The sequence below is a fragment of the Mucilaginibacter sp. NFR10 genome (assembly GCF_900100445.1).
In the GTDB taxonomy this organism is placed as follows: domain Bacteria; phylum Bacteroidota; class Bacteroidia; order Sphingobacteriales; family Sphingobacteriaceae; genus Mucilaginibacter; species Mucilaginibacter rubeus.
In genome coordinates this window covers 1-20,313 of record NZ_FMTV01000012.1, presented here as the reverse complement: position 1 = coordinate 20,313, position 20,313 = coordinate 1, and the positions used below count along the sequence as shown (strand labels likewise).

Annotated in this window: 17 protein-coding genes; 7 read left to right on the top strand and 10 right to left on the bottom strand. The window is 42.8% G+C overall.

Annotated elements, in window-relative coordinates:
* Positions 1–29 precede the first annotated feature (29 nt).
* Positions 30–1,733 (top strand): CocE/NonD family hydrolase, encoded by a 1,704-nt coding sequence (locus BLP33_RS25405; RefSeq protein ID WP_090534491.1) that lies wholly within the window; start codon positions 30–32, stop codon positions 1,731–1,733.
* A 153-nt stretch (positions 1,734–1,886) separates the two neighbouring features.
* On the opposite strand, the gene BLP33_RS25400 is transcribed toward BLP33_RS25405, so the two are convergent.
* From BLP33_RS25400 to BLP33_RS25375, 6 genes are all read right to left on the bottom strand, one after another.
* Positions 1,887–2,645: a 3-keto-disaccharide hydrolase gene (locus tag BLP33_RS25400; protein WP_090534489.1), complete on the bottom strand. Its 759-nt coding sequence runs from the start codon at positions 2,643–2,645 to the stop codon at positions 1,887–1,889.
* Between the two features lie 25 nt (positions 2,646–2,670).
* Positions 2,671–4,386, bottom strand: a complete 1,716-nt coding sequence (locus tag BLP33_RS25395) for a GMC oxidoreductase (protein WP_090534487.1) — start codon at positions 4,384–4,386, stop codon at positions 2,671–2,673.
* Positions 4,387–4,477: 91 nt separating this feature from the next.
* Complete coding sequence (locus BLP33_RS25390) at positions 4,478–5,206, bottom strand: glucosamine-6-phosphate deaminase (protein ID WP_090534485.1); 729 nt, start codon at positions 5,204–5,206, stop codon at positions 4,478–4,480.
* A gap of 3 nt (positions 5,207–5,209) precedes the next feature.
* Positions 5,210–6,295 (bottom strand): Gfo/Idh/MocA family protein, encoded by a 1,086-nt coding sequence (locus BLP33_RS25385; protein ID WP_090534483.1) that lies wholly within the window; start codon positions 6,293–6,295, stop codon positions 5,210–5,212.
* A 539-nt stretch (positions 6,296–6,834) separates the two neighbouring features.
* Entirely contained in the window at positions 6,835–7,080 is a 246-nt protein-coding gene (locus BLP33_RS25380; protein ID WP_091216455.1) for a hypothetical protein, read from the bottom strand.
* A 271-nt stretch (positions 7,081–7,351) separates the two neighbouring features.
* Positions 7,352–9,928, bottom strand: a complete 2,577-nt coding sequence (locus tag BLP33_RS25375; RefSeq protein ID WP_139160074.1) for an OstA-like protein — start codon at positions 9,926–9,928, stop codon at positions 7,352–7,354.
* A 51-nt stretch (positions 9,929–9,979) separates the two neighbouring features.
* Between BLP33_RS25375 and tilS the strand changes: the two genes are divergently transcribed.
* The 4 genes from tilS to BLP33_RS25350 all read left to right on the top strand — a co-directional run bounded on the left by tilS (position 9,980) and on the right by BLP33_RS25350 (position 13,395).
* Positions 9,980–11,317 (top strand): tRNA lysidine(34) synthetase TilS, encoded by a 1,338-nt coding sequence (gene tilS, locus BLP33_RS25370; protein ID WP_090534478.1) that lies wholly within the window; start codon positions 9,980–9,982, stop codon positions 11,315–11,317.
* Positions 11,314–11,796, top strand: coding sequence for a hypothetical protein (locus BLP33_RS25365; protein ID WP_090534476.1), 483 nt, complete (start codon positions 11,314–11,316; stop codon positions 11,794–11,796). Before tilS ends, BLP33_RS25365 begins: the two co-directional genes overlap by 4 nt.
* Before the next feature lie 217 nt (positions 11,797–12,013).
* Positions 12,014–12,955, top strand: a complete 942-nt coding sequence (locus BLP33_RS25355; protein ID WP_139160073.1) for a hypothetical protein — start codon at positions 12,014–12,016, stop codon at positions 12,953–12,955.
* A gap of 2 nt (positions 12,956–12,957) precedes the next feature.
* Positions 12,958–13,395, top strand: a complete 438-nt coding sequence (locus BLP33_RS25350) for a hypothetical protein (protein ID WP_090534471.1) — start codon at positions 12,958–12,960, stop codon at positions 13,393–13,395.
* A gap of 30 nt (positions 13,396–13,425) precedes the next feature.
* Here BLP33_RS25350 and BLP33_RS25345 read toward each other — a convergent pair whose 3' ends face one another.
* Positions 13,426–14,895 (bottom strand): TlpA family protein disulfide reductase, encoded by a 1,470-nt coding sequence (locus BLP33_RS25345; RefSeq protein WP_090534470.1) that lies wholly within the window; start codon positions 14,893–14,895, stop codon positions 13,426–13,428.
* Between the two features lie 91 nt (positions 14,896–14,986).
* A complete protein-coding gene (locus BLP33_RS25340; protein WP_090534469.1) occupies positions 14,987–15,868 on the bottom strand; it encodes a LysR substrate-binding domain-containing protein in 882 nt (293 codons plus the stop codon).
* Positions 15,869–16,011: 143 nt separating this feature from the next.
* Between BLP33_RS25340 and BLP33_RS25335 the strand changes: the two genes are divergently transcribed.
* Positions 16,012–17,250 (top strand): MFS transporter, encoded by a 1,239-nt coding sequence (locus tag BLP33_RS25335; protein ID WP_175490116.1) that lies wholly within the window; start codon positions 16,012–16,014, stop codon positions 17,248–17,250.
* Between the two features lie 98 nt (positions 17,251–17,348).
* Here the strand turns inward: BLP33_RS25335 and BLP33_RS25330 are convergent, their stop codons facing one another.
* On the bottom strand, positions 17,349–17,723 hold the full coding sequence (locus BLP33_RS25330; RefSeq protein WP_090534467.1) for a hypothetical protein: 375 nt from the start codon (positions 17,721–17,723) through the stop codon (positions 17,349–17,351).
* 70 nt (positions 17,724–17,793) lie between these two features.
* Complete coding sequence (locus BLP33_RS25325; RefSeq protein WP_090534465.1) at positions 17,794–18,756, bottom strand: isopenicillin N synthase family dioxygenase; 963 nt, start codon at positions 18,754–18,756, stop codon at positions 17,794–17,796.
* 204 nt (positions 18,757–18,960) lie between these two features.
* On the opposite strand from BLP33_RS25325, the gene BLP33_RS25320 reads away from it, so the two are divergent.
* Positions 18,961–20,313: DUF6600 domain-containing protein (locus tag BLP33_RS25320; protein WP_090534463.1), on the top strand; the 1,353-nt coding region annotated here is incomplete at its 3' end.

The following is a 20,313-nucleotide window of genomic DNA, read 5'->3' as shown; positions in this document are numbered from 1 at the left end:
TCAACCATTACATATTACAATAATTAAAAATGATGAGAAAATTATTCTCCCTGCTATTGCTATGCTTTGTTTTTGGCAGCATGGCATTGGCACAATGCAAAAAAGCTACGGGATCTTACCTTCAGGATAGCGTATTGCTAAAAACACGTGACGGCGCATTTGTTACCGTGATGGTGGCCCGCAAAAAAGGCGTAACCGAAAAGCTGCCAGCTATTTTCCAGTTTACCATTTATGCCCGACGAACAGATTCATTAAAAATTCAGGAAGCTGCAGACAGGGGTTATGTTGGTGTATTTGCCTATACCCGCGGCAAATGGAACAGTCCCGGTGAGCCGCTGGCTTATGAAACCGACGGCCGCGATGCATACGATGTGATCGACTGGATCAGCAAACAACCCTGGAGCGATGGCCGGGTTGGCATGTACGGCGGAAGCTATAACGGCTTTACACAATGGGCTGCTACAAAGAAGCTTCACCCGGCGCTTAAAACCATTGTACCATCGGCCGCGGTAGCACCGGGGCTTGACGTACCCATGACCAATAATGTGCAAATGAGCTTCGTTTTTTCGTGGACTTATTACACCAGCAACAATAAATTCCTGGATGAAAAAGATTACAACAGTCCGCAATGGAACCAGTTGTACTGGAAATGGTATAATGCAGGCTTAGCTTATCATACCCTTGATAGCCTTACCGGCCGCGGAGTTAACCACATGTTCAAGCACTGGATAGCACACCCCACTTATGATCAATACTGGCAGGATATGATCCCTTATAAAAAAGAATTTGCAGATATCAACATACCCGTGTTAACAACTACCGGCTACTACGATGGCGGGCAAATTGGCGGCATGTATTACTATCGCGAACATCTTAAATATAATCATAACGCCAACCACTATGTCATCATCGGCCCCTACGGGCATTTCGGTTCACAAGGGCATCCCGATTCGGTTTTTAATGGTTACCGCATTGATGATGCGGCGCGGATCAATATTCACGAAATTATTTACCAATGGTTTGATTATATCTTCAAAAACAAACCCAAACCTGCTATCCTGAAGAATAAATTCAACTTTGAAGTTATGAGCAGCAACGAGTGGAAACATGTGCCTTCATTAAAGCAAATGAGTAACGATACCCTGAAGTTTTATTTGGATAACTCCCGGTTAAATCCGGTTAAGCCGTTAAACAAGGCTTTCGCTTCACAAACCGTCAACTTTGCCCGACGGGATAGTATCAGCAGCTATTATTTTTTAAACCAGCTTATTTATGACACGCTGAATACGGGTAGCAGCATTGTTTTTAAAAGTGCTCCGCTCGCAAAACCTTTAATTATAAGCGGAGCTTTTTCGGGGGTTTTAAAAACCATCATCAATAAAAAAGATATGGACTACCACGTAGTGATGTTTGAAGAAATGCCCTACGGAAAATACTTTTACCTTACCTACTTTATGGGCAGGGCGAGTTATGCTACAAACCCGGAGAAAAGGCATTTGTTAAAACCGGGACAAATGGAAAGCATCCCTTTTATTAACAGCTATATCACCAGCAGGCAATTCAGCAAAGGCAGCCGTATTGTGATCCTGCTCAATATCAACAAAAGCCCTTTTGAGCAGATTAACTACGGAACGGGAAAAAATGTAAGTGACGAAACTATCAGCGATGCTAAAGAACCACTGCAAATAAAATGGTTTAATGATAGCTACATTAATGTTCCGGTATTGAGGTGAGGAAAGACACGAGATGCCCAGGAAACAAGAGGCAGGGATGAAATATATCGTCAAGTTGTAGAATCCAGACTTACGAAGTTTCAGAAACTTCGTAAGTCTTCACACGTCAAATTTTCCAACTCACAATAATGACGATTTAGTCATGGACAAGCCTTATAACTTCTTAATCTCAATATTCCTGTACCACACATCAGCGCCATGATCCTGCAATACGATGTGGCCGGTTTTAAAGGTGCCGAAATCGGGCCATTCTTTAAACTTACTACCTGCTACCAGTTTTTTCCAGTTATCATCCCATAGCGTAGTTGACAATACATGCTCGCCATTGATAGTAAAATCAAGCTTGCTGTTATCGCAAACTATCTCCACCTGGTTCCATTCGCCGGCAGGTTTAACTACTTCTTTTGATATGGAGATCAGATCGTACAGATCACCTGCACGGTGCTTGATGAGTTTGCCGTCTTCGTTCTCCTTGTTATCAACAACCTGGCATTCGGGGCCGGTAAAGTAGCTGTATTTATATCTAGTAGTATCTTCCTTAACATGAAACAGGATCCCGCTGTTGCCGCCTTTGGAAATTTTCCACTCCAGCTTCAGGTCAAAATTTTCATATTCACTATTGCTAACCATGTCGCCGCCGTTTTTGCTTTGCCAGTCGCCTTTTTGCGATGCGTCAAGATGCAGTACACCATCTTCTGCTTTCCAGGCCAAACCCGGTGCCGGTTTACCATACGCATGCCAGCCGTCGGTAGTTTTACCATCAAATAATGGCTCAAATCCAGTAGTTGTGACCGCCGTTTTTTTGTTGGTATCGGCAACAACGGTGCTGTCGTTATTATAGTTTTTTGGGGTGGATGAATGGCAGCCGCTTATGGCGATGGCTGTTAATGCTATTAAAAATACCTTGTTCATTGGTGTTATGTTTAATTAGTAAGTTTTAAAGATTTCCCTTTTTGAATTCACCCACCGCATAAGTAGCAGCACGGGCCGTTAAAGCCATATACAAAATTGAAGGACTTTGGTTTCCGGTAGTCGCCATACAAGCGCCATCGGTCACAAACACGTTTTTGCACAAGTGGAGCTGGTTCCATTGGTTAAGCAGCGATGTTTTTGGATCTTTCCCCATGCGCACCCCTCCCATTTCATGGATATCAAGACCCGGCGCCTGTTTGTTTTCGTGCTTTTGAATATTGGTACAGCCGGCTTTCTCAAACATATCAGCAGTCTGGGTTAAAAAGTCCTGGATCATGCGCTCATCATTATCATCATACTCAACCGAAGTGATTAGCAGCGGGATCCCCCATTGATCTTTCTGCTTTGTACTTAAACGCACATGGTTCCTTTCCTTGGGTATGGTTTCGCCCTGCAGGTACATGTAAGCACTCCATCCGCCCGGTTCTGTAAGCGAATCTTTGTAAGCCCCTCCTATCTCGCCTTCGCCAGTTTCTTTTGGTCCCCGGTTACGGTATGCACCCATAAACGTGGTGAAGCCACCTTTATAATCGGTTTCCTGTTTGTGCAGGTTACGATAATTGGCCAGGATCAGCTCGGTTGGGTTACGGCCAAAATAATATCGATCTAAAAAACCATCCATATCTGCCGTTACCGATGCCCGGTAATTTTGAAAAGCGATGTATTTACCCAGTAGGCCATTATCATTGCCAAGCCCGTTCGGGAACCTTTCTGATTTTGAATTGAGCAGGATGAGGTTAGTATTCAATGCCGAAGCATTCATGAAAATGATCCGGGCCTTATACACGAACTCCGCTTTGGTATTGGTATCGATAACTTTTACCCCAGTAGCTTTGCCAAGCTTTTCGTCATAAATAATTGAATGCACTACCGAAAAGGGACGTATAGTGAGGTTACCCGTTTTTTTGGCCCAGGGCAGCGTTGAACTCACTGAGCTAAAATAACCACCGAAGGGGCAGCCGCGCATACACAGGTTCCGTGCCATACATTTAACGCGCCCCTGATCTATGTGGATCTGCTTCGGCTCAGTAATATGCGCCCAGCGGGCATGTACCAGGTGCCTGTCGGGATAGTTTTCTTTTATCTTTTCGCTGATATGTTCCTGCACTGCGTTCATATCAAAAGGAGGCAAAAACTCCCCGTCGGGCATAGCCTCAATGCCGTCTTTATTACCGCAAACGCCTATGAATTTTTCTACATGTGAGTACCATGGAGCCACATCATCGTAACTAATAGGCCATTCAATGCCGTAACCAAAACGGGCCGGGTTTTCAAACTCAAACTTGCTCCATCGCTGGCAAGCCCTCCCCCACGTAAGCGACTTACCACCAACCTGATAACCTCGGATCCAGTCGAACGGTTTTTCCTGTATGTAAGGATGATCTTTATCTTTTACGAAGAAATGGGCATCGTCCTCACCATAACCGGCAGCTCTGCTGATCAGTGGGTTGTCTTTCAGAAAATCCTTCGTCATTTCGCCCCGGTGCTTAAACTCCCAGGGATCCATAGTTGCTGTTGGATAATCCTTAATATGCTGCACATCCCGGCCCCGTTCAAGTACAAGCGTTTTTAAACCTTGTTCGCAAAGCTCCTTCGCTGCCCATCCGCCGCTAATACCTGAGCCTATCACTATAGCATCATAGGTAAACTGATCTTTAGCTTTTTGGGGGTCTTGAGGCATGGTTACAATTGGTTATGGTTAATAAACTGTTTAATTGTCAATAGGTTTTATAAAGCTGAAAGCTTTAAATTTTTGCCTTCAGTCTTTAGCTTTAAGCCTCCAGTTGTGCGGCCGCGGCATCATCCATAAATATCTGCGCATTTTGCAGCGTTTTAAATATTGATGCCGGTACATCGTTGGTAACACATCCTTGCAATGCCTCAGCAATAATTGGTGCTTTTTTACTTCCGCTGGCTATCAGCACCGGTACAGCAGCTTCGGCCAAATGCCGTAAGCCAAGTGTAATACCTTCGGTTAAAACAGTATCGGTCGTAAAGTATTTTTGAGCAACCTCTATAGTAACCGGTGCTAAAGGCGAATGATGCGCATAAGAATGAAAATCGGCGCCGGGTTCATTAAGACCGATATGTCCGTTAAGCCCAACGCCAACCACCATCATATCCAATCCGCCAAGTTTATCAATATGTTTATTCATGGCCTGGCATTCGGCATCCAGGTCATCAGCCACAGCGTTAAAGAACTTTACTTTACCGGGCGAAATATTAAGCGGCGTAAAAAAGTGCTTTTCGAGGAAATAAGTGCAGCTGCCATCATTAGTACGGTCGAGGCCAACCCATTCATCCAGTCCCACAAAGTTGGTTCGGCTAAAATCAACCTGTCCGTTATTTGCATACTGAACCAGGTAACTGAACATACCGGTTGGCGAATCACCGGAAGGGAAGCAGATCAACGCATCCGGCTTTTGGTTAACCAAGGTAACTACCAGGTCGGCCACCGCCTTCGACATGGTATTATAATCAGGATATGTATGTAGTTTCATTTGTTATTTATTATCGAGCCAAAGATTTACAGGTTTATCAATCTTTGCCGAAAATGGCAGCTCAATTTTTTTGCCGGCACCTGCCGAAGCATAAGCTGCATAGATAAGTTCGAGCACAGCTCTGCCGTCTTCCCCGGTTACAAGCGGGGTTTTGTTGTTCTGTACGCAATCAATAAAATGTTTTAGCTCATGCGGATAACCCTGGTTAAAAGCCTCTTCAAAAATGGTAAAACTCCAGCCTTGTGTAGTATCCGATTTTTCCATGGCGTAACCATAGCCATCGCGGCTGTATGTTACTGCTGCATTGCCCATAAACAAATCGGCATAAATAACGCCGCTAAGGCCATGGATTTCGCAACGGTCATCCATCCCACCATGTTTCGCCCAGCTGTTTTCTGCCACGGCAGTTACCCCGTTTTCAAACTCAACGATAATTACTGAATTGTCTTCGCCTTTGGTACGACCTTTATGCAGCACCGTGCTCATGCTGGCATACACACTTTTAGGCTTGGCATTATCCAGCATCCACCTAAACCAGCCTAACGCATGACAGCCCATATCCATGATCACCCCACCGCCCGAAAAATTGATATTATAAAACCAATCCGAATGCGGACCCGAATGTTTTTCGCCCTGCTTCAGCATATAGATCTCGCCGACGGCGCCCTCTTTTACCAAATGCCTTGCCCGCTCATATTTGGGTGCGAAGCACAGCTCTTCAGCGTACATCAGTTTCACGTTGTTGGCCTTGCATACGGCAATCATTTCGTCGGCCTCCTCAAGCGTAACGGCAAGCGGTTTTTCAATAATAACATGCTTGCCTGCTTTCGCGGCTTTGATGGTAGCTTCGGCATGAAGGTAGTTTGGTAAGCAGATATCTACCACTTCGCAGCCCGATTCGGCAAGCAGTTTATCAATATCATCAAACCATTGGGCTATGTGATATTTTTCGGCAAAGGCTTCGGCTTTTTCGGGCTTGCGGGCATAGCAGGCCACAACATCAGCTTCGGGAATGAAACGATGGTATGATTCCATGTGAATATCGGTGATAAAACCGGCACCCAGTATGGCTACTTTAGTTTTGTTCATAAAATGTATATATAATAAAGCGCCGATAATTGGAACAGCGCACAGGATTTACCTGGTTAAGAATACCGTTCAAGATTAACGAATAATATTTTAAAACCGAAAATTTTTGGAAGATGCTTGTTGGGGGCATGTAAGGGCTGCTGCGGTATCCAAGTTACATTGGCCCGCTCAATCGCCGCGGATTGGCTTTGTTCTTTTTCTTGATAAAAAGAATCAAAACCGAGCCAAGTGAGCTCATGAGCACCTATAAAACAAAATACTTCGCGAATAAATCAAGTCAGCAGATAGGCTTCTTTGCGCGCAAGGCCTTGCCCTGCAAACCGGGCAGAACCACGGGCCGCAATTATTTTGCCCTGACTTCACCGGCTCCCGCTTCTGCAAAAACTTGCTATGCCCTTTCCTGCGCTCTTGGCCACCATTGTTCTGCCCGCTTTCGCCCGAAGCTTACCTGCTGACAGAAGCGGTTTCAAATATGTTACGGGAATTTAACGAGAGCCTTTATAAATACCATCTCCAAGTTTAGCAACAGTTTTATTCTCCTACCCCTCCATAATGTGTTTTTTAATAAACTCGATGGTTGATTCGGGCAGGGCGTTGCCGCTGGCCTGGGTAAGGCTGCCGTCGGGCTGTAACTCGAGTTCGGCATTGATGTTGTTATCAATAAAAACATGCAGCTTATTTTGCTCTTTTTCAACACGGCAGGTAAGCTCACGTTCTGAGTAGTTGATCAGGAATTCGTACTTCCCATCTTTCGCGGCCGGTGTGGTATCTTTTTGATCGATCATGGCAGTTTGTTTATTGAGATAACATACCACGATTGATGATGTTTACTTTATTGAAAAATAAAACAGTTGTTTAAACATGCTTTAAAATGAGGCAGAAAAAAAGAGATAGCCCGCCGGCTGTCTCTTTTTTAAATTTAAGTTGACTGACCTCATTATTTATCATAAAGAACTAATTGGTTAGAACGATAATAACAATTAGTCAAATATAAGCACTATAGAATTAGTAGACTAATTTTTTTGATAAAAAATGTTACTTTTTTTTCATTTTGGGTCAGTTTTTCTTAACAGATGGCGTTTTGTTAACAATACTGTCCTTTTTCTGCCCATTTCCAGGCAGTTTTGGTGCAAAATTTCTGATTATAGTATCCTTTTTAAATTTTATCGTATTATTCTTCCCAGTATCAACTTTTAGAGTACTATCCTGCATATTTTTTAATCCCGGCCCTTTCAGGCTATCAGTTTTGAGGTTTAGCCCCGGCTTAACAGTTCCGGGTTTAGCAGGGGCATTTTTTGCCGGCGATTTGGTCGATGCTGCTTTTTTACCGTGCTTTTTAATGATATCTTCTTTTGATGCTGGACGCTCTTTAGGTTTCCATAAAAAGCCTTTCAATATCTTATCGTCTTCCTTTACTTTGTCAATAGGGATATACCTGTTTTCGGGCTTGGTTAAAAAGTAAATATCCGTAGCCTGGTTCTTTTTAAAAACAGTACGGATGCGGCTGCTTAATGAACGCTGCATGCCCGAAACCTTGCCGCTGTCGCGTTGAAAATATATGGTTTCGGCATTGCCAAACGTATACATCTGGTCAAGCTTGTCATCCTTAAAATATCCCCGCATCTTTTTTCCCGACACCTGGTTAAAATGCGTTGAGTCATCCTTTTCAATATTTACGATAAATGCCGAGGGAAAAAGTTCAATATTATCCAGCTTTTTATGGCGCATTTGCATATATACGGTATCACCGCTCAACTGCGAACCCTGTGTCCAGATAATCGGGTTTACATACATGCGCATGGTAGAATCGCTGTTGCTATAAAATACCGAATCGGATTTAGCCTGCAGATCTGATTTAAAGATCTTAACGTGGTGATGGCCAATAAGCATCCGCACACGTGCCGTATCTTTCAAATTAACCGGGTATTGTTTAAAAACCGGGTCGCGTTGCATTTGTTCACGGTATATACTATCCTGCTTTGCTTTTTTAGCGACAGCGAGCGCGTCCTTTTTCCTTTGTAATGAATCATTTACCGGTTTAGGCTTTCCAAAAAAATCGCGGTGAAAATAACTTGTATCTTTAGGCACCTTTATATAATAAGCAGTGAGGAACTTTGACGATTTTTTATCAGCCGCCAGTTTACGCTGTTTCAACGTAGTATCGCGTAAAGTACGCTGGCGTTCCTGGTAAATTTTCTGGTTTTTATAGGTCATGATCTGCGTTTCAATGGTATCAGCAGTCATATATATCGAATCGCGTTTGATGTGGCTGGTATCCTTCGGCGCCACAGTTGTTTTTACGGGGATAAGCTTTCCTGCTACTTTAGCAACCCCAGGCTTAATAGCATCGGCCACCCCGGCCAGGCTGCCTATGTTTTTTATATTCGCTTTATCTTTATTGTTTTTTAATGCTGGGGCCACCGCCTTCAGTGCCGAATCGATCAGCTTTTCGTTCCCTTTTTTGGCCTGTGTTGCCGCTTTTATCAAAGCATCGGCATTAGCATCTTTATTATTTTTTAAAGCACCCTGTACCAGCGTAGTCGCCATATCAACATTGGCACTATCCTTTTTACCTATGGCAAAAGGTTGTTTAACGGGAATAGTATTGGCCGGGGCTTTGCGGTTGCTATCAGGTTTTATAGCATTAGCAATTTTAGTAAGGTCAGTTACTTTTTTGGCCGCCGCTTTGGCATTCTTATTTGCAGCGGGTAATTGCTTTGCCGTGGTATCGGTTTTACTGGTGTCCTTTTGCTCGGAGATCAGTACCACATAAGCATTTTCGGTAACAACAGTTTTTTCTTCGGCCCTGTAATAAGTACCCAGGTCGCCTTTAATGGTTACTTTTTGTTCCTTGTCTTCGAAGGTGATGTTTTTTACCGCGCGGCCATAGCCTTTCAGCTTATCGTAAAAAAGGCTGTCACCTTTTAATGATTTGGTACCCTGTCTGTATGAGTTTTTTTTACCAAAATACGCCTGCTCGGTAACGGTGTTATACAAACCGTTCTCGGTATACAGGGTATCTTTATCCTTGGTGCCGTAAATATTGGTTGGGCCGAAAAAATAGGCAATACGCGTACCCGTGTTATACTTAAGGGTATCGTTTTTTATCAAAGCATCGGGTGTGGTGAGCACCACATCGTACCTGAAATATGAGTCGCGGCTAAAAGCAAAATAGTAACCGTTTTTACTGGTAAGCACATTGTCCTTATTCACCAACTTTCCGCCGCCTGTATAAGTGCCTATGCGGCTGGCTGTATTATAGGTAAGATAATTAGTGGTTAGTGTGGCATCACGGTCAACCATTTTAACATTATCGGTAAGGATGGCCGTTTTGGTATTGCCGTTATAGTTCAGTTTATCCGAAAATATGTTCAGCGTATCGCCCTGGTTTATGTTTACATTACCAAAAGCATCAAAAGCATTATCGCTGGGATAAAAGTAAGCACTATCCGACCGGAGGATAGAGTAATCCTGCTTAAACACACCTTTATATACCTTAATCAGCTGTTTGCCGCTAGCCGTTTTTCCGCCGGTGCTTCGTTCAGATTGTATCAGGTTTACAATTGATTTTTTTTGAGCCATGGCTGTAGTTGCCATCGCCAAAAACAAAAAGCATAAAACGTATTTCCTCACAATGGCAAAATTAGTTTTTTGTTGGGGTTATTAAATTAATAATTTTGATGAATGCTGCCAGTTAATCAGTTTGTTAATTTTATTGAGCAAAACAGCTTATTTACGCCTGCTGCCAAAATACTGGCAGCTGTAAGCGGCGGCATCGATTCGGTTTTAATGGTACACCTGCTTAAAGCCGCGGGTTATGATTTTGGTATTGCCCATTGTAACTTTCAACTGCGTGGTAATGAAGCCCTGCGCGATCAGGCCTTTTGCCGTGACCTCGCCACAGCTCTTGGTGTACCTTTTCATACTGTTAATTTTGATACAGAGCAATACGCCGCAGACAACAGGGTATCCATACAAATGGCAGCCCGCGATTTGCGTTATCAGTGGTTTGAAACCATCGGTCAGCAATCAGGTTATGAGGTTGTTGCGCTTGCTCACCACCAAAACGATACTATCGAAACAATATTGTTAAACCTTACACGCGGTACCGGAATTGCCGGCCTGCACGGCATTTTGCCCAAAAACGGCAGGTTGGTACGGCCTCTGCTTTTTCTTAACCGCACGGAGATACAGACAATTGTTAGTGCCGAAGGTTTAGCTTTTGTTGAAGACAGTTCCAATGCCTCGGCAAAATATGCCCGCAATAAGATCAGGCTTGAAGTAGTACCTAAGCTGAAGGAACTGAACCCATCGCTGGAAAAAACATTTGAAAACAACCTGCTCCATTTCCGTGACCTGGAACTATTGCTTGAACTTAAGCTTGATGAATTAAGGCAAGCGTTGCCGCAGATACATAATGACCTTACATACCTGCCCATTACGAAAGTAAAAAACCTAAACCCCAAACGGCTGCTTCTTTTTAAACTGCTGGATGAATACGGTTTTAATGAAACTACCATCGACGATCTCATTGCCTCACTTGATAAACATCCGGGCCGGGTATTTGAGTCCGGAACACATACCTTATTGCTTGACAGGGAAAACATCATTCTCAAACAAAAAACAGCGACCCACCTGTCCGAAGTTATTATCAATGCCACAGACCATGAAGCAAATTTTGGCGTTTATAAGCTTAACCTGCTGCATGATGATAGTCCGCTGATTATAAAAGATAATCCGTTGGCAGTATCCATTGATGCTGATAAGTTAGTTTATCCGTTAAAAATGCGTACCTGGCACGAGGGCGATCATTTTTTCCCTTTGGGGATGAAGGGCAAAAAAAAGCTGAGCGACTTTTTTATTAATCAAAAAGTGCCGCTGCACCAAAAGGAAGAAATCCCAATCCTGGTAAATGGCAATGGCGAAATTATGTGGGTTGGCGGCTATCGCCCCGATGAAAGGTATAAAGTGAGTGATAACACTAAAAAAGTTACTATCTTCGAACTGTTTAAACTAACATGAGCGATAAATCCGTTTTTACCGAAAAACAATACCTTGGCCGGGAATTTATACCGCTAACCATACGCCTGGTTTTAGCCATGTTTTGTTTTGCTGCCTACTTTTTTACCGACGAACGTGAACGAAACGGCGATTTACTGGTTGTTGTAGGTTTTGCCATCATCATTATTTCCATTATTATGGGGTTCCTGCTGCATTTTCGCACCCGTGTAGAAAACAAAAGCGTTATGCTCGATGGCTTATGGACAACCAAACTGGTAAAAATAGATTTGAACAGCATTGTCAAGGCTGAAAAAGGTACCTATAGCCGCTATCTTTTCAACAACCCGGTTTATAACCTGCACACCAAAGGTACCATCCGCTTTTTCACATCAGGCAACGAAGCTATCCACCTTACAGATCGCGATGGCCTGCTTTATATCATCGGCTCCAAACATCCTAATGAGTTTTTGAGGGCGGTAAAGGAAGAAATGAAGAAGTAATCAGTCCCCTTAATGCACTGACCATCAACCGCCTGATTCAGGTAAAATTACGCGCTCACATTTACCATATTGAGTAAAACTACTTACGTTATTTAAAATACCACCGTTTATATTTGGACCGTATGCTACAGGCAGCCTTTTGAATAAAGCTTTTGCCTTATATGTTACAACGGCACCATTAGTTTCTATCAAATAGTTTAACCTTAAAGTAATTGGTATGAACCTCTTTAAAAGTGCATTGCTTTGGTATTTATGTATCATGAGCAACCTGGCCTTTGCACAAATAATCAGCCGCCCCAGGCCGCAATCTACTCCTCAGGTTATTATGCGCCGTATGCCCACCCGTTATGCGTTTTCAACAGAACAGCAAAGAAGGCTTGATTCATTATTAAGAGCTTATAAAATAAAAGCAAACGACCTAAGACGGGTGTCGCCTGTTGTATCTGAACGTAGTTTAATGATATTACAGACTGAAACCCGGCAAAAAGCCAGTCAACTGCTCACTACCGATCAAAAACAAAATTTCCAGGCGTTATCGCAGGATACCCTGATGGTGGCTTTTGACAAAGCAGTTGCCCCTATTAAGTCTTTCCCTTTTCCTCCGCCCTCAGGTTATACTTATGCGGTACTTGACGATGCGATTTTTAGCAGCTGCCAGTTATTAGGCGATGCAAGCAACATTATCTATAGAGCCATTACTTCATCAAATTGCAATTATGGTGACGTTGGGTACTACGCTATTCCTGATGGCTTTGTAGTAGTTACCAAAGTAGAAGAAATTAATGACGATGCTACTTCCGTTAGCGGCAGTGACCGTTTTTCTGAAGGGCGGTACCAAAGTATGAGCCTGTTAGATTTTTTTGCTCCCCGTAAAGGATATTTCAGGGTTTTCGCTTTTTTGGTAACGGATGTGCCATTTAACGCAACCAGCACACCTGTAACCGCAGGCAATGCACTGGAATGGATCCGTATGGCAGCCAATGTTTTACCGGATGCCATTAAAAAGAAACCTTTTAAGCCGGGATATAATTGCACTGTAATTGTTTATGAATTTAAATCGGAGGAGGCCAACACGCATTTGTCACCTTTGTTATCACCCCGGTTCAATGCTCAAACCCATCTCCAAAAATCACATATAGCCGAAAGCTTACAACCCTGATTATGGCCTCGATCATTAAATATAAAGCCCAGAAAAAGCTAACAACAGTTTGGTTTTGTTCATCCGCATTGCTTTTGATTTACGTAATTTTATGGCAGATGACCGGTAAAGAGACCATTACAGATATTGCATCATGGTTATTACAGCATCTTGTCCCCTACCTCACTCTCATTACAACAGGTTTTATAGTGGCTTATAGTCAGGAAAACAAATACGACAATGCACAAATAGATATTTTCTTTTACAGGCTATCATTGTTGGTAAGCATTTTTTATATAGGTTTCCTCCTGGTGGTTTTGGTTATGATCCCTAAAGATCAATTTCAGCACGGTCAGCAATATGCCAAAGATTCCTTTGAACAAACCAGCAAGATATTGCCTTATTTTGAGGCGATACTGGGCGGTGTACTTGGGGTATTTTTTACCAAGAAAAGTGATTGAAAATTTTTCTGCACATTTTCAATAATCATATTATCTACTTCCCATTATTAAGTTTTTCAACTCATCAATAAAACCGGGCTCTGTGGGTTGATAAAAGTTTGACGATATTATTTTTAAGTTATCCAAAATCACATATCGCGGAATAGATGATATATTTAACTGGCGCACAATAGCTGATTTAGTTGCCGCACCAAGGTGATAATTGTTTATTCCAAGATGTTTTTTTTCGGCCAGGGATGCGGTTTTCCAGGATGCTTCTTTTTGATCGAGATTAATCGAAATTACCTCAACAGCATTTTTTCTCAATGCAGATCTTAAACTATCCATCACAGGCAATTGAGCCCTGCAGGGCGAACACCAACTTGCCCAAAAATCCAATATGTAAAACTGTTTCTTCGATTTAAGCAGATGATTCAATGATGTTTTTTTTCCTTTTAAATCAACTAACATATCATTTGCTATAATCAGCTTGCCATCCACAATGTTACTCATAATGCTATCGAGATGTATCAAATAGGCTGTATTAACCATCTTTCTCCTGTAGTCCTTTATTATTTCGCCAAATTCAGCTCCTTTTTTTACCGGCGAATGAGTTAAACAAATAATAAGATAGCTGGCTTTAAACCTGCCCAAATTAGCTGCCGATGCTTCTTTATATATAGTAATGCCATTAACATAGTCCTCACCTTTGTTAATGATTTTGAGCCTGACGTAGCCGTCAATCACACTCAATAAATCTTCGGCCAAAAATAGGTGTGGGCTATTTAAAACATGCTCGATATCCTCACTCAACTTTGAAAGTACAGGTAAAGCAGGCTCAAAGTATTGGCCATTACCCTCATAAAGCCAATTAAACAACCGTTTGTAATAATGAAGTTTACAGTTGATTGTCAGTTGCTCAAATGCTGATGAATCTATTTGAAAATTAGCCAAAAGGCCATTGATCCTATCCGTTTCTTCTCGAAATTTTCTATTAAATTCTGTATAAAAAGATTTCCAAAGTTCATTCTTGGAGGATACTGCTTTGCCGCCGGGCGCAGTAGTATAGTTGGTATAATATGAAATAGAATCGTTGGATAATACAATTCCTTTTTTTAATCTTTCTGTATTCAGAAATCCCTGGCTTGTTAATGATAAATTCAATGTATCTCCAGGCGATGCAAGTACTGAAAACTTTCTTTCTTTCGTGCTTTTATCTTTTCCAAACTCAAAAAAAGTCATTGTTAAGGCAACAGGAATATCTGTTGTTACATTACGTATAATTACAGTATCCTTTTCCCCGGGATTGATAAATTTGAGTTGCTTTGCTTCCAAAAAAGCGTTCATATACTCGAGCCTGAACTGCTCATGGGCTTTAAGCCGGAATACAATCGTTGCTTTAGAGCCGTTTTCCGTTGCTTGACTATGAATTGATTTGTGCTGATCAGGCCGAAACGCGGCAAAGAGCTGAACACATATTACAGATAGTAATATCTGGTAAAAAATTGATTTAAGGCTCATAGATAAGGTTTATATCGGATTATAACTCAAATATAAACAGATTATTATATCGCTTATAGCCCGTTAAAGATATATCATGCGTAAATATTCACTACTCACTCTCCATCACCTTCATCAATTCCTCAATAAATAAAATAGCTGCCCTTTTACGGTAAACACCTTTTTGCCATAATATGTATGATTGCCTTTTGATATCTTTTGATTCGATGGGGATGGCGATAACTTTATTCCAGCCTATGATAGCTTTTTCATTCAGGATAGTTGCCCAATGGCCGTTCTCAACCAAGGCTAATAATGAATGCACATCATTGAGCTCGATTTTTATATTGGGCACTATCTTTTTACGGTTAAACAGATCATTGATAAAATCGCGCGAACTGAAGCCTTTTCCCGGCAGGATGAGGTCAAGCTTAGCCAATTCTTCCAAACTTACTTTTTTGAGTTGGGCCAGCGGATTATTTTTAGATACCACCATGACCACGCTCGAGCTAAACAATTCCTGCATTTCCAGGTCTTCGTCGTCGCTTTCATTGTGGAAAGCGAGGATCATATCCAGTTCGGCCAGGCGTAGTTTCTTTTCTAATTCTTCCGGGCTGCCATAGGTGATAAAGATTTTGATACCGGGGTATTTTGTACTGAATGGTGCCAACGCGGGTAATAACAAAGAAGTAAATGCATATGAAACGCCAAGGTTCAACTCGCCAATGGTGGCGTTCTGCAATTCGCTGATGGCCTGCTTGCTCCGCTGCACATCGTTAAGGATTTTGCGGGCATGAGTTAAAAATACATGACCGGCCTCAGTGATCCGTACGTGCTTGCCAATCCTGTCGAACAGCAGCATGCCCAGTTCCTCTTCCAGTTGTTTGATTTGCTGTGATAACGTGCTTTGTGTTATAAACACAGCAGCTGCTGCCTCAGTGAAGTTCATGGTTTCGGCAGCTTTAACAAAGTATTGCAATTGACGCAATTCCATAATCAATCGTTTTTATCTATCAATCCTATTAAAACAATCTATTTTACAAATGTATTGATATGGGCGATATTTGCAACATAAAACAATTCAATAGTCTTGCATTAAGTACTCCCCTGAATTTGCTTTTGTTATGAATTGAACAAATGAATGTGTTTCGCTCTTTAAAATACCGTAATTTCAAGCTGTTTTTTTACGGTCAGTCAATATCCCTCATTGGCACATGGATGCAAAAAACAGCAGTGAGCTGGTTGGTTTATCGCCTCACCGGTTCGGCCCTTTTATTAGGGATTGTGAGTTTTGTGAGCCTGATCCCGTCATTAATATTGGCACCCTATGCGGGCAGTATTGTTGACAGGCATAACCGTTACCGCATTTTAGTTATTACCCAGGTAGTATCCATGCTTCAAGCCGGTGCTTTTGCGTTCATGATCTTTTTCAAAATCTATAATATTCCCGCTATTATTGGCCTCAGCCTGTTGCAGGGCATTGTAAACGCCTTTGACGTTACCTGCCGTCAATCACTAATGGTTGATATGGTTGATGACAAGGCCGATTTGCCTAATGCCATCGCCTTAAACTCAACCATGACCAACCTGGCACGCATCGCGGGCCCCGCCATTGCAGGCATCGTACTAAGTGCTTTTGGTGAGGATGTTTGTTTCTTTGGCAACTTTTTGAGCTATATCCCTGTGCTCACCTGTTTATTTATGATGAAGCTAAACACCATAGTGCCTGTCCGTTCAGAAAAAAGTATCTGGACAGAATTACAGGAAGGTTTCAGATACGTATCCGGTGACAGCGACCTGAGCAGCATGATCCTGATGCTTACTGCAAGCAGCCTGTTTGTGATACCATTTAATACACTGATGCCAATCTTCGCCAAAGATCTTTTTAATGGCGATGCAAAAACCTTCAGCTGGTTTGAGAGCGCAGCTGGTTTAGGCTCAGTAATTAGTGCTGTATATCTGGCTAACCTGAAGAGTAATAAAAACCTGGTAAAGATCATGTCGATAGCAAGTCTTATTTTTGGTACAAGCGTGCTGATGGTGGCCTATGCAGGCAAACTCCCTTTTGCTTTAATATTTATGGTATTTACCGGGGTTGGTATGATGGCGCAAACATCGGCCATCAACACCTATATCCAAACCCATGCTATCCCGGCTATGCGGGCAAGGGCTATCAGCTATTATGTAATGGCTTACCAGGGCATGATCCCGGTGGGAAGTTTGATGGCCGGTTGGTTAGCCAATGAGCTTGGGCCACGCAGGGCTGTTTGTATTGAGGGAATTATCGGGGTATTAGCAACCGCACTCTTTGTATTATATAAAAGAAGACAAGCTGCCGGGGAAAGTGTTGAAGGAAAAGCAGTATTTGTTAAGTAAATTTATATCATCTACCTATATAAAATGTGAAAGCCCTTTCTGTTTGGAGAGGGCTTTGTTGTTATGAAGATGCCATGCGCTTCCGTATCATGATAAAGTTATAGAATCCGCAACTCAATTTTCTTTTCATCTCTTGCAAACGTAATCCAATCCAAAGATTCTTCAGACGGAACACATTCTTTCAGATCCAATCCCCGTGCATACCAGCTAAGCGCTTTCGGGCCGAAATTTATCGTCATTTCATACTCCCCTTGCCCGTCTGCACCAATCCAAGCCTTTGTTATAATTTTGCGGATGTCATTAACGCTTTTAGCCATTAATTGCTCATCAACAAATGGCATTGCCACCCCATCGCACCAAAAACGTCTTATTTCATTATCTTCAAAATTTCTGAATGTCTTTGATAAATGATATTCAAGGTAAATGCAAAAATCTTCGTTAAATGGGTGGTGAGGTTTCTCTTCGGGTATCATTGGGAAAGATATTATAGAAAAGCCCTCTCAAAATTGAAAGGGCTTTTGTTGTTATAAACGTGTCTTTGCATTACATCTTCAAACCAATTTCCCTCAAGCGCTCATCCAGGTATTCGCCTGCGGTAATATCAGAATACAGCTTAGGATGTTGCTCATCAATGCATGAATCAAGACTTGTCAAATCCATGTTCGATTTTGGGTGCAGGAAAAACGGCACGGAAAAACGGGAGAACTTCATCAGCTCACGCGGTGGGTTTACTACGCGGTGGGTTGTTGATTTTAACTTGTTATTGGTTAAACGCTGCAGCATGTCGCCAACGTTAACTACCAGGTCTTCACCATAAGCTTTAACCGGGAACCAGGTATTATCGCGGGTTAACAGTTCAAGACCGTCGGCGCTGGCTCCTATTAACAGGGTGATCAGGTTAATATCTTCGTGGGCTCCGGCACGTACAGCATCATCGGGCACCGAATCAGGATCGGTTATAGGGAAATAATGCAGGGTGCGAAGTATTGAATTACCGTTATGAACTTTATCATCAAAATAGTTTTCGGGCAATTCGAGGTAAACGGCAATTGCGCGGAGCAAATGTTTACCTGCTGCTTCCAGTTTTTTGTAAACTTCGATGGTGGTTGGGTTAAATTCGGGCAGCTCATTAACGGTTACATTATCCGGGTACTGTGCTTTCAGCACCTCGTCATCAGTTACGGTTTGGCCAATTTGCCAAAATTCTTTCAGGTCGGGGGTTTTAAAACCTTTTGCCGTTTCCTTGCCTTTACCGGTGTACCCGCGCTGGCCTGCTAAGCCCGGGATTTCATATTGCTGTTTTACTGCATCGGGCAGGGCAAACAGCGTTTTAACCTGGTCGTAAAGCCTATCTATCAATTCTTTACTAAGACCGTGATTAGTAATGGTAACAAATCCTGTTTCGTTAAAAGCCTTGCCGATATCGTTCGAAAATTGCTCGCGTTCATCGGCATTGCCGTTTATATAGGTATTCAGATCCAGGCGTGGAATAGTTATTGTGCTCATAGTTATAGTTTATAAAACAGGAAGCAAAATTATTTAATTTTTAAGCGCGGTACACAAGATAGCAATAAAATTTTATCCCCATAATTACACTGGCTCTGTTCGCATTAACTCGTTAAAACAATTTTTGCTTTAAACGTTTTATACTTCTGCTTGTCATACATTCAGCAACACCAATGTGACAGGCCATCTTAAACATACATTATTATGAAATTTATTAATAAAATATGCGGTATTAGCTTAATAGCATTTTTAATAATGCTTGCCGCACCAAACATGAGTAAAGCCCAGGAAGGAGGCTATGTATCCGACCAGGAGTTTTACGACGAACTTGACCCTTACGGTACCTGGGTTAACGACCCGCAATACGGTAACGTTTGGATCCCGGACGCCGGCGACAATTTCAGGCCATACGCTACCCGGGGCCACTGGGTAGTAACCGACTATGGCAATACCTGGGTATCCGATTATGAATGGGGCTGGGCCCCGTTCCACTATGGGCGTTGGCGCTATGATGATTATTATGGCTGGGAATGGATCCCGGGCCATGAATGGGCACCGGCATGGGTAAGCTGGAGGCACGGCGGCGGTTATTACGGCTGGGCGCCTTTACAGCCAGGTATAAGTATCAATATCTCTTTTGGCAATAGTTACAATGTGCCCGACAATTACTGGGTTTGCGCGCCACAGGCATACATCACCAGGCCAAATATCTATAATTATTATGTGCCGCAAACACGGGTAGTTAACATTATTCATCAAACAACAATTATTAACAACACCTATGTTAATAATAACCGTACCTATATAGCCGGCCCAAGAATTAACGAGATCAGGCAGGTTACCAACAACCGTAACGTACGTGTTTACAACATTAACAACGCTAACCGGCCAAACGGCGGCGGCAGGGTAGTTAATAATACAGTAAATATTTACCGTCCGGAAGTAAGAAAAGCACCCGATGCACGACCTGCAAGGGTAGTAAACGCTGCCGCTTACAGGCAGCAAAACCCTAATGATGGCATCGCCAACAGACGCGGCGGTAACGCAACTATCAACCCCAATAATGCGGCCCGTCTGCGTCAAATTGCCCGTAACGAAAGACCTGATAACAAAATAGTACAGGTTAACCATCCAGGCCCGGCAGCCCGGCCTAACCCGGAAAATGGAGCACGCCCAAATCAGCCAAATGCAAGGCCGGGAGACAATCAAGCTCAGCGTCAGCAACAGGCTCAGCAACGCCTGCAACAGCAACAAGCACAAAGGCAACAACAGCTTGATCAAAGACAAAATAATCAAACCCAACGCCAGCAGCAACAACAAGCCCAGCGTCAGCAACAATTACAGCAAAGGCAGCAAGATCAACGGGTAAAAAGCGAGCAGCAGAACCGTCCGCAGTCCCAACAGCAACAGCAAGCCCAAAGGCAGCAACAAGTACAGCAGAGACAGGAGCAACAGCGCCAGCAACAACAGCAGGCCAGAGGTGAACAACAGCGCCCACAAAGCCAACCTGACCAGCAAGCTCAACGTCAACAACAGGAGCAACAGCGCCAGCAACAA

Excerpts from the sequence above, each read along its gene's own strand:
- BLP33_RS25405 (WP_090534491.1), top strand. The coding sequence starts at position 30 with ATGATGAGAAAATTATTCTCCCTGCTATTGCTATGCTTTGTTTTTGGC.
- BLP33_RS25400 (WP_090534489.1), bottom strand. The coding sequence starts at position 2,645 with ATGAACAAGGTATTTTTAATAGCATTAACAGCCATCGCCATAAGCGGC.
- BLP33_RS25395 (WP_090534487.1), bottom strand. The coding sequence starts at position 4,386 with ATGCCTCAAGACCCCCAAAAAGCTAAAGATCAGTTTACCTATGATGCT.
- BLP33_RS25390 (WP_090534485.1), bottom strand. The coding sequence starts at position 5,206 with ATGAAACTACATACATATCCTGATTATAATACCATGTCGAAGGCGGTG.
- BLP33_RS25385 (WP_090534483.1), bottom strand. The coding sequence starts at position 6,295 with ATGAACAAAACTAAAGTAGCCATACTGGGTGCCGGTTTTATCACCGAT.
- BLP33_RS25380 (WP_091216455.1), bottom strand. The coding sequence starts at position 7,080 with ATGATCGATCAAAAAGATACCACACCGGCCGCGAAAGATGGGAAGTAC.
- tilS (WP_090534478.1), top strand. The coding sequence starts at position 9,980 with ATGCTGCCAGTTAATCAGTTTGTTAATTTTATTGAGCAAAACAGCTTA.
- BLP33_RS25365 (WP_090534476.1), top strand. The coding sequence starts at position 11,314 with ATGAGCGATAAATCCGTTTTTACCGAAAAACAATACCTTGGCCGGGAA.
- BLP33_RS25355 (WP_139160073.1), top strand. The coding sequence starts at position 12,014 with ATGAACCTCTTTAAAAGTGCATTGCTTTGGTATTTATGTATCATGAGC.
- BLP33_RS25350 (WP_090534471.1), top strand. The coding sequence starts at position 12,958 with ATGGCCTCGATCATTAAATATAAAGCCCAGAAAAAGCTAACAACAGTT.
- BLP33_RS25345 (WP_090534470.1), bottom strand. The coding sequence starts at position 14,895 with ATGAGCCTTAAATCAATTTTTTACCAGATATTACTATCTGTAATATGT.
- BLP33_RS25340 (WP_090534469.1), bottom strand. The coding sequence starts at position 15,868 with ATGGAATTGCGTCAATTGCAATACTTTGTTAAAGCTGCCGAAACCATG.
- BLP33_RS25335 (WP_175490116.1), top strand. The coding sequence starts at position 16,012 with ATGAATGTGTTTCGCTCTTTAAAATACCGTAATTTCAAGCTGTTTTTT.
- BLP33_RS25330 (WP_090534467.1), bottom strand. The coding sequence starts at position 17,723 with ATGATACCCGAAGAGAAACCTCACCACCCATTTAACGAAGATTTTTGC.
- BLP33_RS25325 (WP_090534465.1), bottom strand. The coding sequence starts at position 18,756 with ATGAGCACAATAACTATTCCACGCCTGGATCTGAATACCTATATAAAC.